This is a genomic window from Actinomadura sp. K4S16, assembly GCF_008327685.1.
In the GTDB taxonomy this organism is placed as follows: Bacteria; Actinomycetota; Actinomycetes; order Streptosporangiales; family Streptosporangiaceae; genus Spirillospora.
Genome location: NZ_BDDE01000016.1, coordinates 181,358 through 193,421, shown reverse-complemented (window position 1 = coordinate 193,421; position 12,064 = coordinate 181,358). Strand labels below are relative to the sequence as shown.

Annotated in this window: 14 protein-coding genes; 6 read left to right on the top strand and 8 right to left on the bottom strand. The window is 73.4% G+C overall.

Annotation, left to right across the window (positions count from 1 at the left end):
• Position 1: 1 nt before the first annotated feature.
• Together K4S16_RS24825 and K4S16_RS24820 are read right to left on the bottom strand one after the other, a co-directional pair.
• Positions 2–481 carry a hypothetical protein gene (locus tag K4S16_RS24825; protein ID WP_149261429.1) on the bottom strand — a complete coding sequence of 160 codons (480 nt, stop codon included), beginning with the start codon at positions 479–481 and terminating at the stop codon, positions 2–4.
• Positions 478–1,113: a GNAT family N-acetyltransferase gene (locus tag K4S16_RS24820; RefSeq protein ID WP_149261428.1), complete on the bottom strand. Its 636-nt coding sequence runs from the start codon at positions 1,111–1,113 to the stop codon at positions 478–480. Before K4S16_RS24820 ends, K4S16_RS24825 begins: the two co-directional genes overlap by 4 nt.
• A gap of 76 nt (positions 1,114–1,189) precedes the next feature.
• On the opposite strand from K4S16_RS24820, the gene K4S16_RS24815 reads away from it, so the two are divergent.
• Positions 1,190–1,795, top strand: a complete 606-nt coding sequence (locus K4S16_RS24815) for a TetR/AcrR family transcriptional regulator (protein ID WP_149261427.1) — start codon at positions 1,190–1,192, stop codon at positions 1,793–1,795.
• Between the two features lie 7 nt (positions 1,796–1,802).
• Here the strand turns inward: K4S16_RS24815 and K4S16_RS24810 are convergent, their stop codons facing one another.
• Positions 1,803–2,306 carry an ATP-binding protein gene (locus K4S16_RS24810; protein ID WP_235037079.1) on the bottom strand — a complete coding sequence of 168 codons (504 nt, stop codon included), beginning with the start codon at positions 2,304–2,306 and terminating at the stop codon, positions 1,803–1,805.
• 213 nt (positions 2,307–2,519) lie between these two features.
• Between K4S16_RS24810 and K4S16_RS24805 the strand changes: the two genes are divergently transcribed.
• The 4 genes from K4S16_RS24805 to K4S16_RS24790 all read left to right on the top strand — a co-directional run bounded on the left by K4S16_RS24805 (position 2,520) and on the right by K4S16_RS24790 (position 6,504).
• Complete coding sequence (locus K4S16_RS24805) at positions 2,520–3,365, top strand: helix-turn-helix transcriptional regulator (RefSeq protein WP_149261425.1); 846 nt, start codon at positions 2,520–2,522, stop codon at positions 3,363–3,365.
• Positions 3,362–3,562: a DUF397 domain-containing protein gene (locus tag K4S16_RS24800; RefSeq protein WP_149261424.1), complete on the top strand. Its 201-nt coding sequence runs from the start codon at positions 3,362–3,364 to the stop codon at positions 3,560–3,562. Before K4S16_RS24805 ends, K4S16_RS24800 begins: the two co-directional genes overlap by 4 nt.
• A gap of 140 nt (positions 3,563–3,702) precedes the next feature.
• The gene (locus K4S16_RS24795) at positions 3,703–4,722 is read left to right on the top strand and encodes an LLM class F420-dependent oxidoreductase (RefSeq protein ID WP_149261423.1); all 1,020 of its coding nucleotides are present in this window, start codon (positions 3,703–3,705) and stop codon (positions 4,720–4,722) included.
• 126 nt (positions 4,723–4,848) lie between these two features.
• Positions 4,849–6,504, top strand: a complete 1,656-nt coding sequence (locus tag K4S16_RS24790) for an acetolactate synthase large subunit (RefSeq protein ID WP_149261422.1) — start codon at positions 4,849–4,851, stop codon at positions 6,502–6,504.
• A gap of 22 nt (positions 6,505–6,526) precedes the next feature.
• Here K4S16_RS24790 and K4S16_RS24785 read toward each other — a convergent pair whose 3' ends face one another.
• The 5 genes from K4S16_RS24785 to K4S16_RS24765 form a co-directional block, all read right to left on the bottom strand.
• Complete coding sequence (locus tag K4S16_RS24785; RefSeq protein ID WP_149261421.1) at positions 6,527–7,327, bottom strand: methyltransferase domain-containing protein; 801 nt, start codon at positions 7,325–7,327, stop codon at positions 6,527–6,529.
• Positions 7,328–7,471: 144 nt separating this feature from the next.
• The gene (locus K4S16_RS24780; protein ID WP_149261420.1) at positions 7,472–7,678 is read right to left on the bottom strand and encodes a hypothetical protein; all 207 of its coding nucleotides are present in this window, start codon (positions 7,676–7,678) and stop codon (positions 7,472–7,474) included.
• Positions 7,679–7,852: 174 nt separating this feature from the next.
• Entirely contained in the window at positions 7,853–9,847 is a 1,995-nt protein-coding gene (locus K4S16_RS44455) for an FtsX-like permease family protein (RefSeq protein ID WP_160161020.1), read from the bottom strand.
• Positions 9,847–10,530, bottom strand: a complete 684-nt coding sequence (locus K4S16_RS24770) for an ABC transporter ATP-binding protein (RefSeq protein ID WP_149261419.1) — start codon at positions 10,528–10,530, stop codon at positions 9,847–9,849. The genes K4S16_RS44455 and K4S16_RS24770 overlap by 1 nt, the downstream gene beginning before the upstream one ends.
• Entirely contained in the window at positions 10,527–10,718 is a 192-nt protein-coding gene (locus K4S16_RS24765) for a hypothetical protein (RefSeq protein WP_149261418.1), read from the bottom strand. The genes K4S16_RS24770 and K4S16_RS24765 overlap by 4 nt, the downstream gene beginning before the upstream one ends.
• A gap of 119 nt (positions 10,719–10,837) precedes the next feature.
• Here K4S16_RS24765 and K4S16_RS24760 point away from each other — a divergent pair, with 119 nt between their 5' ends.
• Positions 10,838–12,031, top strand: coding sequence for a sensor histidine kinase (locus K4S16_RS24760; RefSeq protein WP_235037060.1), 1,194 nt, complete (start codon positions 10,838–10,840; stop codon positions 12,029–12,031).
• Positions 12,032–12,064 lie beyond the last annotated feature (33 nt).

The window sequence follows — 12,064 nt, the reverse complement described above, 5'->3', positions numbered from 1 at the left end:
GCTACCTGGCCATTCGCCCGTACATGCCGACCATGCGTTCTCCTGCCGCGTCCAGGAGCACCACCTGGGCGGCGACCGGACTGGCCGCCGTGCCCGCCGCCTCTGCGGCGAGGCGTTCGAGGCCCTCGGCCGTCCTGCGGCACAGCTCGCGCCCGCACGGGCCGAGCTTGCCGGCGGCGTCCCACAGCGCGTAGACGTCCTGGACCGCCTCGGCCTGCGCCACGCGGCCGGCCAGGGCGGGCCCGCAGTCCATGTCCAGCGTGATCGATTCCAGCAGGCCCGCGGCGCCACCGAGGAACGCGGCCTGCTCCGCGATGCGGGCGACCATGACGACCTGCCCGTACCCGGCCTTGACCGCCTCCCGCAGCCGCTCCGCCGAGACCGGGACGAAGCTCGCCTCCGGCAGGTTCGGCAGCATCCGGCGCGCGGCCTCGCCCGCGCCCTCTCCGTACATCACGAGCGTCCTGTCAGCAGCGGTCACCTGTGCCGTCCCTCCTGGTCGTCGGCGACGAGCTTTCCCGAGGCGCCGCCGGAGCGGCGCGCTGGCGCGCCGACGAGAGGCGGATCGGTCGCGATGCGGCTGAAGACGACCATGTCGCGGCTGACGCCCTCGGCGTCGCGCTCGCCGCCGCGCGCGACGCCCTCGCGCACGTAGCCGGCCTTCTCCGCGACCCGGATCGAGGCGGGGTTGGTGACCATCGCGCGCAGTTCGATGCGGAACAGCCCGCAGGTGCGCAGCGCCCAGTCGGAGATCAGGGAGAGCGCCTCGGTGGCGTGGCCCCGCCCGCGCGCGCTCGGCCGCATCCCGTACCCGACCTCGCACGTCAGGTGCGTCCAGTTCACTCTGAACAGCCCGATGGTGCCCACCAGGGCGTCGGTCTCGCGGTCCGCCGCCGCCAGATGGACGCCCAGGCCGAACCGCTGGACCTTGTGGACGCCCTCCCGCAGGAACCAGGCGATGGGCTCGGCCTCCAGGACGTCCGGGAAGTTGGGGGGCAGGTAGTCCTCCCCGGCGCGGATCGCCTCGATCAGCGCGGGCGCGTCGTCGAGGCCGAACGGTCGCAGGACGAGCCGCTCGCCTTCCAGGCGCACGCCCTCCTCGAACGCGTTCACGCGCGCTCCCCTCACGTCGCCCGCCGCGCACCGCCGACCGTACTGCGCCGGCCGCCCCACAGAATAGGCTGTCGCGGTGAGCTACCAGCGCCTGTCCCCGGACGAGCGGCGCGCCCAGATCCTGGACGTCGCGCGGCGGATGTTCACCGAGCTGCCGTACGCCGAGGTGTCCACGGCCGCGATCGCGCGGGAGACCGGCGTGCAGCGCGGGCTGATCCACTACTACTTCGGGACGAAGCGGGAGCTGTTCCTCAAGGTCGTGCAGGGCCTGACGGCGTCGGCCGCGATGCAGGCCCCGCCGCCGGACGAGCGGCTGACGCTGCCCGCGGCGGTCGAGCTGTGCGTCGACCTGTTCCTCGACACGGCCGAGCGCAACGCGACGACGTGGTTCGCGGCGCTGGACGCCGAGGGCTTCGGTCAGGACCCCGAGCTCCTGCGCATCGTCAACCGGTTCCGGGACGAGACGGTCGAGCACATGCTCGCCGTGCTGCGGGTGCCCGAGCCGACCGAGACGCTGCGGGCCGTGCTGCGGGCCTACTCGGGGCTGGCGGACGCGGCGACGCGCCAGTGGCTCCAGGAGAAGACGCTCGACCGCGACCAGGTCCGCACGCTGCTCACCAGGTCGCTGCTCACGCTCGTCAGCGACATCGGCCCCGCGCTGGAGAAGCCCCCGCAGGGTTAGCGGCGGGCTAGGCGACGGGGGTCTCACCGGTACCGGGGACGGCGAACCAGACGGCCTTCCCCCGCACGGGCGGCCCGAGCCGGGAGAGGGTGCGCCGCAGGCCCCAGCGTCCGGCCGACAACTCCCGGACGATGCTGAGCCCGCGCCCGCAGTCGCCTGAAGTCCACGAGTAGCCGGGCAGGCCGGCGTCGGCGTAGGTGTCGAAGACGGCGCACCGCACCTCGCCCGCCGCCCCGTCCCCCATGTAGAGCCACAGCTCGTGCGGGCCGTGCTCGCCGGCGTGCTGGTGGGCGTTGGTGGCCAGTTCGCTCACCATGAGCTGGGCGTCGGCGATCCCGTCCGCCGGCGCCCCGAGGGAGGCGAGGGCGTCGCGCAGGACGCGCCGGGCGTGGCCCGCGCCTCCCGGGCCGCCCGGCAGGGCCCACACCCACCCGGGCGCGCCGTCGCCACGGACGGGCTCGACGCCCGTCATGGCGTCGGCCATGGTCTCCGCCGTCAGGTCGGCTGGCATGCTCTTCACGGTTCCTCCCGCGGAATCGTGCGAGTGGGACGGACCGGGCCGGCGGACCGCGGTCGTCACTGTGGGTCCACGGCCGATCACGCATCCCAGCGTGACGTGAGATTCTCACAACCGCAACACCCTTCATGGAATTGCTCTGCCCTTCCTGCCGGGTTCGTCAATCGCGTTGTGACGGGCGCCGGGAGTGATAAAGACTCCACTCCCATGACCTACCGCCCCACCGTCCGTGGCCGCCGTCTCGCCCGGGAGCTCCGCAAGCTGCGCGAGGAGCAGGGCCTGACGCTGCAGGAAGTGGCGGACCGGCTCGACTGGTCGAGAGCCACCGTCTCCCGCCTGGAAACCAGCCAGACCCGCCCCAAACCCGGCGACATCGCCGACATCCTCGACCTCTACGGAGTGCCGAGCCCGGACCGCGACGCGCTCATCACGCTGGCCCGGCAGGCCGGCCAGCGCGGCTGGTGGACCGCCTACCAGGACGTCTTCGCGGGCAGCTACGTCGCGCTCGAGGACGAGGCCTCCCACATCCGCACCTGGGACCCGCAGCTCGTGCACGGCCTGCTGCAGATCGAGCCGTACTCCCAGGCCGTCATCAGGGCGGGCCGGCTGCTGCCCTCCGAGGAGGAGATCGAGCGCCGCATCGCCGCCCGCAAGATCCGCCAAGCCCTCCTGGACCGCGCCGACGCGCCGCGCCTGGAGGTCATCTTCGACGAGGCGGTGCTGCACCGCCCGATCGGCGGCCGGGAGGTGATGCGGGCCCAGTTGGAGGCCCTCGCCACCGCCGCGAAAATCCGCCCATCCGTGACGATCCAGGTACTTCCGTTTACAGCAGCGGAGCATGCGGGCTTGGACGGACGTTTCACCATATTGTCGTATCCGGACCCCGCAGACCCTGATATCGCCTACGTCGAGGGGACCATGGGTGACGTTTACCTTGAGAGCGCCGAGGCAATAGCAAAACATAGGGATCGCTTCCAACGGATCGTGGACGCGGCCCTGTCCCCCGAGGATTCCGCGCACCTCATCGCCGAGGCAGCAAGGAGCAGCCTGTGACCCACCTCCACCGCGAACTCACCCTGGCCGTCTGGCGCAAGTCGTCCCGCAGCGGAAGCGGAGACCAGTGCGTCGAGATGGCGGCCCTGTCCAGCGGCCTTCGCGCGGTGCGCGACTCCAAGGACCCCGCCGGCCCCGCCCTGGTGCTGACGCCGTCCGCCTGCCGGAGCCTGCTGGACACGATCAAGGAGAGCTAGCGAGCGGTGGCGGGGCCGCGGCGAAGGACGCCGCGGCCCCGTTCCGTGCCCGCCGGGGGGCGCGGCGGGCCCGCACCCCTTCCCGAGAAACTAGAACGTGTTCTAGTATCGCCGGTGCGTCGACTACCGGAGGGTGCAACGTGACCGCGGAACTCAAGCTCGGCATCAACGTCGGCTACTGGCAGCGCGACCCCGACGACCAGACCGAGACGGTCCTGGCCGCCGAGCGCTGCGGCTACGACTCGGTGTTCACCGCCGAGGCGTACGGCTCGGACGCGTTCACCGCGCTCGCCTGGTACGGCGCCCGCACGTCCCGGATCAAGCTGGGCACGGCCGTGGTCCAGATGTCGGCGCGGACCCCGGCCGCCACCGCGATGCACGCGCTCACGCTGGACGCCCTGTCGGGCGGGCGCGTCATCCTCGGGCTCGGCGCCTCCGGCCCGCAGGTCGTGGAGGGCTGGTACGGGCAGCCGTTCCCGAAGCCGCTCGCCCGCACTCGCGAGTACCTCGACATCGTGCGGCAGGTGTGGCGCCGCGACGCCCCGGTGACCAGCGAGGGCCCGCACTACCCGCTGCCCTACCCCGGCGGGTCGGGCCTCGGCAAGCCGCTGAAGTCGATCGCCCACCCCGTCCGCCCGGAGATCCCCGTCTACCTGGGCGCGGAGGGGCCGAAGAACGTCGCGCTGTCCGCCGAGATCACGCAGGGCTGGCTGCCGCTGTTCGTCGACCCCGAGCAGATCGAGCCCGTGTTCGGCGCGTCGCTGGCCGGCCGCCCGGAGGGCTTCGAGATCGCCGCGACCGTCACCACGATCGTCACCGACGACCTGGCGTCCGCGCTGGAGTTCGCCAAGATCCCGCTCGCCTTCTACATCGGCGGGATGGGCGCCAAGGACCGCAACTTCCACCTCGACCTGATCGGCCGGCTCGGCTACGCGGAGGAGGCGGGGCGCGTCCAGGAGCTGTTCCTGAGCGGCCGGCGCGACGAGGCGATCAAGGCCGTCCCGGACGGGCTGGCCGACGCCATCTCCCTCCTCGGCCCGCTCGGGCGGATCAAGGAGAGGCTCCAGCTGTGGCGCGACAGCCCGGTCACCACCCTCCTGATCGCCGGGGTGAAGGACGAGCCGACCCTGCGCGCCATCAAGGAGATGGCCGACGCCTGAGCCGCCGGGCTCCCGGACGGCGGGCCCTGGAGATCAAGAACACATCATCGCGCGGAATGGAGGTAGGGACCTGGGTGCTGCACGGAATGCACCCAGGAGAGACGCAGACTGGAGATGGGACACACGATGTCCACGCAGGAGGACGCCGCCCGGCTTCTCGTCAGGATCCTCGAGGCGGAGGGCGTCGAGTACGTCTTCGGCATCCCGGGCGAGGAGAACATCCATTTCGTCGACGCGCTGAACGACTCGCCGATCCGCTACATCCTCGTCCGGCACGAGCAGGGCGCCGCGTTCATGGCGGAGATCTACGGCCGCCTCACCGGCAAGGCGGGCGTGGCCTCCGCGACGCTCGGCCCCGGCGCGATCAACCTCCAGCTCGGCGTCGCGGACGCCACCACCAACAGCACGCCCGTCGTCGCGATCTCCGCCCAGGTCGGCCTGGACCGCATCTACAAGGAGTCGCACCAGATCGTCGACCTGGTCTCCCTGTTCCGCCCGATCACCAAGTGGTCGGAGCTCGCGCCCCGGGCGGAGGCGCTGCCCGAGATGGTCCGCAAGGCGTTCAAGACGGCGCAGACCGAACGCCCCGGCGCCGTCTACCTGGCGATTCCGGAGGACGTGGAGTCTGCCAAGGTGCCCGCCGACCTCGGGCCCCTGCCGGTCAACGTCGTCCGCCCGCAGGAGCCGTCGGCGTCCCAGATCGCCCGCGCCGCCGACGTGCTCGCCCTCGCCCGGCGGCCGATCGTCCTGGCCGGCCACGGCGCCACCCGGGCCCGCGCGAGCGACGCCCTCGTGTACTTCTCCGAGCACCTCGGCCTGCCGGTCGCCACCACCTTCAACGGCAAGGGCGTCTTCCCCGACGACCACCGCAACGCCCTCGGCGCGTTCGGCTTCATGCGCCACGACTACGTCAATTACGGCTTCGACGAGGCGGACGTACTGATCGCGGTCGGCTACGAGCTCCAGGAGTTCGACCCCGTCAAGATCAACCCGAACGCGGACAAGAAGATCATCCACATCCACCAGTCGCCCGCCGAGGTCGACGACCACTACCCGGTCGAGGTCGGCATCCAGGGCGACATCTCCCGCTCGCTGCGCGCACTCGCCGACTCGGTCCACCGCCGCTTCGACGTGAACGGCACACGCCAGAGGATCCGGGAGATGCTCCGGGAGGAGCTGGCCGAGGGGGCGGCCGAGGACGGCTTCCCGCTCTCCCCCCGCCGCATCGTCGCCGACGTCCGCACCGCCATGGGCCGCGGCGACATCGTCCTCGCCGACACCGGCGCGGTGAAGATGTGGATGGCCCGCATGTACCCGACCTACGAGCCGAACACGCTGCTGGTCTCCAACGGGCTGTCGTCGATGGGCTTCGCCGTCCCCGGCGCGATCGCCGCCAAGCTCGCCCACCCCAACCGCAGGGTCCTGGCCGCGACGGGCGACGGCGCGTTCATGATGAACTCCCAGGAGCTGGAGACGGCCGTCCGCGAGAACATCCCGATCACCGTGCTGATCTGGGACGACTCCGCCTACGGCCTGATCGAGTGGAAGATGGACCTCGACCTCGGGCGCAGTTCGAACATCAGGTTCGGCAACCCCGACTTCGTCCGGTACGCCGAGAGCTTCGGCGCCCGCGGCTACCGCGTCGAGTCGGCCGCCGAACTGCTCCCCACCCTCCGCAAGGCCCTCGCGGACGACGCGGTCTCGGTCATCGCCGTCCCGGTCGACTACTCCCACAACCTGCAGCTGACCGACAAGCTGGGCGACCTCACCGGCCCCTTCTGACCGGGGCTCCGGTGACGGACGGTCACGCGCGGCAGACGATCTCGCCGTGGGTGACGGAGTACCAGCCGTCCTCGGCGGCGGCCCACGCCTTCCAGCCCTCGTAGACGCGCTGGAGTTCGGCGCGGGTGGCGTGGCCGCCCGCCACGGCGTGGTCGGCGACGGACGACCTGATCAGGCGGCCGCCCCACGACTCGCTCCACCACTCGCGCTCCTCCGGGGTGGCGTAGCACCAGGCCGAGGCGGACGCGGTGACCTCGGTGAACCCGGCGGCGCGGGCCCAGGAGACGAGGCGGCGGCCGGCGTCGGGCTCGCCGCCGTTGCCGCGCGCGACCTTGTAGTAGATCGGCAGCCAGGCGTCCATGCCGGGCGGGTCCGGGTACCAGGCCATGGTGCCGAAGTCGGCCTCGCGCACGGCGACGATCCCGCCCGGCCTGGCGACGCGGCGCATCTCGCGCAGCGCCTGGACGGGATCGCCGACGTGCTGGAGGACCTGGTGGGCGTGGACGACGTCGAACGTGCCGTCCGGATGGTCCAGGGCGTGGACGTCGGCGACCGCGAACTCGACGTTGTCCAGGGAGGCGGTGTTCCTGCGGGCCTCGTCCAGGACGGTCTCGGCGGAGTCGGCGGCGACGACTCGTCCCGGCGCGACGCGTTCGGCGAGCCCGGCGGTGATGGTGCCCGGCCCGCACCCGACGTCCAGCACCGACAGGCCCGGACGCAGGTGCTCGATCAGGTAGGCGGCGGAGTTCTCGACCGTGCGCCACTGGTGCGCGCTCAGCACGCTCTCGTGGTGGCCGTGGGTGTAGGTCGCCTTCGCGGTCATCGGGGTCGCCTCTCTGTGTCCGGGTGCCCTCCACCGTACGACCACTTCTCATAATTTGAGAAGTACGTATCATTATTTGAGATGAGCAGGCGCGAAAAAAAGGGACCGAGGTGTCGGCCTCGGTCCCTCTGCGGGGTCGGTTCGTCAGGCCGCCACGGGGACGCGGCGGCGGGGCATCGGCTGCGGGCGCACGGGCAGTGCCTCGACCACCGCGAGCGGGGGCGCGGTCTCGGCGTAGGCGTTCAGCGCCGCATGGGGAAGCTCGGTGAGCCACGGCTCCACGACGGTCCGCTCGGCGGGCCCGTACAGCCGCGGGTGAGTGAGATGGAACGTGCCGGTCGCTGCGCTCACTGCCAACGCCCCTTCCTTGGCCGGTGGGGCCGCGCCTGTGCGAACACCACCGTCTGTCACATACCCCTAGGTACGTAGTTGAAAGCAACCTGGTTCGACACTTGTTCCCGGTGTCTCCCAAATCACAAGGTCAACGCTACGCGGAGGGTCTGACATTCTCGAACCCTTATCCGGCTAGTCCGGACGGGGCGCCGGGTCCGCGGTCACGGAGCGCAACAGCGGGCGGCTCAGCGCGCTCGCGCCGATGATGCCGCCGAAGCCGAGGACGACGAACCCGGCGAGCCCCGCCAGCCCGGAGAGCCCGAACCCCTGCGCGAACGGCAGGCTGAAGAACAGGCCCGCCAGCAGGGAGCCGCCGCCCATGACGGCGAGCGGGATCAGCGTCTCCTGGCGGCGCGCCCGGTCGAGCACGGACAGTGGCGTCCCGGCGAGGCGCAGCATCGCGTACGCCTGCCTGCGGTCCAGGACGGCGGACGCCCCGGTGATGCCCGCGCTGGTGATGGCGAGCAGGAACGAGACGGCGAGGACGATCAGCGCGCCGGTGCGCAGGTCGGCCAGCAGCCGGTCCCCGGTCACCTCGTCGTCCGCCGGCGCGGTGGCCGTCCTCCCAGGGACGAGGCCGCTCAGTGCCGTGCGCGCCCGGTCGACGGCGGCGGCGCCGGAGACCTCGACGACCACCACACCGGTCGCGGTGGCAGGACCGGCGGCGGCCGGCGCGCCGTCCCCGGTCTCGGTGCGGCGCACCGACACGTCCGCGTCGAGGCCGGCGAGCCTGCCCCGCGCCTGCTCGGCGACCGCGGCGGACCGCGCGTACGGGACGGCCAGCCTCAGCTCGTCCCGCGCCTCGCCGGTGGACGCGGGGGTGTTCAGCAGGGCGAAGAACCCTGCGATGAAGCCGGTGAGCGCGACTCCGGCGACCGTCCGCCAGGCCGAGCGCGGGTCGTCCACGAGGCGGCGCCCGGCGAGCAGCCGGGCCGGGCCGCGGGCCGCCGCGACCGTCAGGTGGCCGATGACCGCCACCACCCATGGGCCCGCGAAGTTGATCGTAAGGAAGGCCAGCATGAGGAAGACCATCAGGATGACCATCCCCGCGCGGCCCATGTCGACCAGGCCGCCGCCCACCGCGCCGAACGCGGCGACGACGGCGAGCAGCGCGACGATCCGGACCGCCCGCATGCCGGGCGGGGTCTCGCGGCGCGCGACGCCGAGCGGGCCGACGACCACGCGGCGCAGGCCCGCGACGGCGCTGGCGCCGACGAGCAGGGGCACCCCCGCGAGCACGCCCGCGAGGACGGCCGGACCCGGCCACAGGTCGCCGGCGAACCAGCCGCCGCCCGCGATCGTGATGCGGGCGAGCGCCGGGACCGCCGCCGCGTAGAGCGCGAGCCCCGCCACCGCGCCCGCCGCCGCCGTCAGCACCGCCTCGGCCGCGGTGATCGCCACGACCTGCCCCGGGGTGGCGCCGACCAGCCGCAGCGCCGCGAGCCGGGCGTCGCGGCGGGCCACGGTGAGCCGGGCCGCGGCCCCGCCGAACACCAGCAGCGGGACGACCATCAGCACCGAGGCCAGGCCCGCGAGCCACAGGTAGATGCCGGCGCCCCAGGACGCGCCGGTCGCGAACCGGTCGATGCGGGTCGGGCCTCCGCTCGTGCCCAGGTGCTCGACGGCGTCCCGGTCGGCGGTCATGGCGGGGTCGTCGGCGGTGCGCCCGACCACGGCGACGAGCTCTCCGGGATGGACGAGCGCGCCGCGTCCGAGCGTGCCCGCCCGATGGGGGAACCGCTCGGCGAGTTGGTCGGCGGGAAGCTCCCTCATCAGGCGGGCCAGTGCGGGCGACGTCCAGACCTCGCCGGGCTTCGGGAACCGGGGCATGCCGGGCGGCACCGGGGCGTCGCCCTTCAGCGCGGCCAGGTCGACGACTGTGATCGGCTTGCCCTGGACATAGTCGGTCGACAGCGCCTCTATCGCGGAGGGGTCCGCGCTCGTCCCGCCCGGATGCCGCCAGGCGTCGGCGTGGGCGCGCTGGAGGAACGCGTGGTCGGCGCCCACCGCGAACAGCAGGAGCCCCGTCGAGACGGCGACGGCGGCGAGGGTGAGGAACGTGCCGAGCATGCTGTTCCGGCCGCCGCCGCGCAGCAGCCGCCAGGAGAGTTGCACTGCCGTGCGCATCAGGCCGTCCTCCGCATGGGGTGCTGGATGCGGCCGTCGCGGACCTCCAGGACGCGGTCGCACCAGGCCGCCACGGCGGGGTCGTGGGTGACGACGACCAGGGACGCGCCGTTGTGCTTGGTCGCGTCCACGAGCAGCCGCATGGTGTCGTGGCCGGTCGCCTGGTCGAGCGCGCCCGTCGGCTCGTCCGCGAACACGACCGCCGGGCGCGGCACGAGCGCGCGGGCGATCGCGACGCGCTGCGCCTGACCGCCCGACAGCTCGCCCGGACGCCGGCGCTCCAGCCCGTCCAGTCCGAGGGGCCGGAACCAGGACCGCGCGGCCTGCTCCGCCTCCCGCCTGGACGTGCCGCCCAGCATCAGCGGCAGCGCGACGTTCTCCACGGCGGGCAGCTCGGGGAGCAGCTGCCCGAACTGGAACACGAACCCGAACCGGCTGCGCCGCAGCGCGCTGCGCCGGCGCTCGCCGAGCGTGTCGATCCGCTGGCCGAGCAGGTGCACCTCCCCCGCGTCCGGCGGCAGGATCCCGGCGAGGCAGTGCAGCAGCGTCGACTTGCCCGACCCGGACGGCCCCATGATCGCGACGGCCTCGGCGCGGTCCACGGCCAGGTCGACGCCGTCCAGGGCGACGGTCACCCCGAACCGCTTCACCAGCCCGCGGCCGGACAGGACGGGCTCGCTCACGCCGCCTCCCCCCGCTCACCCGACGGGCTCGGCTCGCCCGAGGGGCGCAGTTCCACGACGTTGTCGGGCGGACGGGTGCGGCGGCGGTTCCGGATCGACTCGGCGATCTCCATGGCGGGCATCACGACGCCGCCGTAGACCACGAAGACGGCGAACGCGGCGGCGAGGGGAAGGTAGATCAGGTACATGCCCCCAGCGTGCGCGGCGCCGCCGCCCGGCCGCATCGGACGCGGGGCCACGCCCTGAGGCGCCGTATCGGCCGAACGGCCGATACGGCGGTCCGCATCGAGTCGTACGCTGCGTGAACGTGAGCGACATAGGGGCACGGCTGGACCGCATCCACTCGGTGGGCGGCTGCCTGATGCGCGCGGCGTACGCCGGTTTCGCGGCCCTGTACCTGCTGGGGTGCGCGGCCGCCGGGATCGGGCACGCCCCGATCCTGGGGATGGTGTTCATCGCGGCGGTGGCCAACGCCGCGGCGGTCTCCGGGCGCCGCTTCCTGCTGTGGGCCGCCGCGGCCGGGGCGCTGTCGGCGTTCGGCACCCTCTACTTCGGGACGGCGGTCCGGCCGGAGCTCGCCGCCCCGAGCCTGTTCGCGGAGATCGGCGGCCTGCTGATCGTCCTCGCGCGGGTGGTGTGGAAGGCCCACCGCGACCGGCTCGTCCCGCTCGCGGTGCTGCTCGGCGCGGCGGTCCTGGCGACGCCGCTGCGCTGGTCGCTGATCGCGGCGGCGCTGTTCACCGCCCCGCTCGGCATCACCGTGGCGGTCGCGCTCGGCGTCGGCCTCTACCTGCGGGCGCTGGACGCGCGGCGGGCCAGGTCGCTGGCGGCGGCGCGGCGGGACGAGCGGCTGGAGCTGGCCCGCGACCTGCACGACTTCGTCGCCCACCACGTGACCGGCATCGTCGTCCAGGCGCAGGCGGCGCGGTTCACGGCGCAGTCGGGCGCCGCGCAGACGCAGGAGCAGCTCGACCGGATGCTCGGCGAGATCGAGAAGGCCGGCACCGAGGCGCTCACCTCGATGCGGCGCATGGTCGGGCTGCTGCGGGACGCCCAGAACGTGAACGCGCCGGACGGGGAGGCCCTCCCCTCCGGCGGCGCCGGAACCCGGCCCGTCGGCGGCCTCGCGCAGCTCGAAGAGCTCGTCGAGGGGTTCGCGCACCCGCCCGCCGCGCTCACGCTGGAGCCCGGGCTCGGCACGCTGCCGCCCGAGGTCGCGGCGTCGGCGCACCGCGTCGTCCAGGAGGCGCTGACCAACGTCCGCAAGCACGCCGCCGACGCCGCGAGCGTGCGGGTCTCGCTCGCGCGGGTCGGCGGCGACGTCGAGGTCGCCGTGCGGGACGACGGGCGCGGGCGCGGCGGCAGGCGGCTGCCGTCCGGCGGGTTCGGGCTCACCGGGCTGGCCGAGCGGGTCGGCGCGCTCGGCGGGCGGCTGCACGCGGGCCCGCGCCCCGAGGGCGGGTGGGAGGTCGTCGCGCGCCTGCCCGTTCCGGACGGATGACCGTATCGGCCGATGACTGGGGATGCTGACACA

Coding starts and splice junctions, on each gene's coding strand:
- K4S16_RS24810 (WP_235037079.1), bottom strand. CDS start 2,306: ATGCCAGCCGACCTGACGGCGGAGACCATGGCCGACGCCATGACGGGC.
- K4S16_RS24805 (WP_149261425.1), top strand. CDS start 2,520: ATGACCTACCGCCCCACCGTCCGTGGCCGCCGTCTCGCCCGGGAGCTC.
- K4S16_RS24790 (WP_149261422.1), top strand. CDS start 4,849: ATGTCCACGCAGGAGGACGCCGCCCGGCTTCTCGTCAGGATCCTCGAG.
- K4S16_RS24785 (WP_149261421.1), bottom strand. CDS start 7,327: ATGACCGCGAAGGCGACCTACACCCACGGCCACCACGAGAGCGTGCTG.
- K4S16_RS44455 (WP_160161020.1), bottom strand. CDS start 9,847: ATGCGCACGGCAGTGCAACTCTCCTGGCGGCTGCTGCGCGGCGGCGGC.
- K4S16_RS24765 (WP_149261418.1), bottom strand. CDS start 10,718: ATGTACCTGATCTACCTTCCCCTCGCCGCCGCGTTCGCCGTCTTCGTG.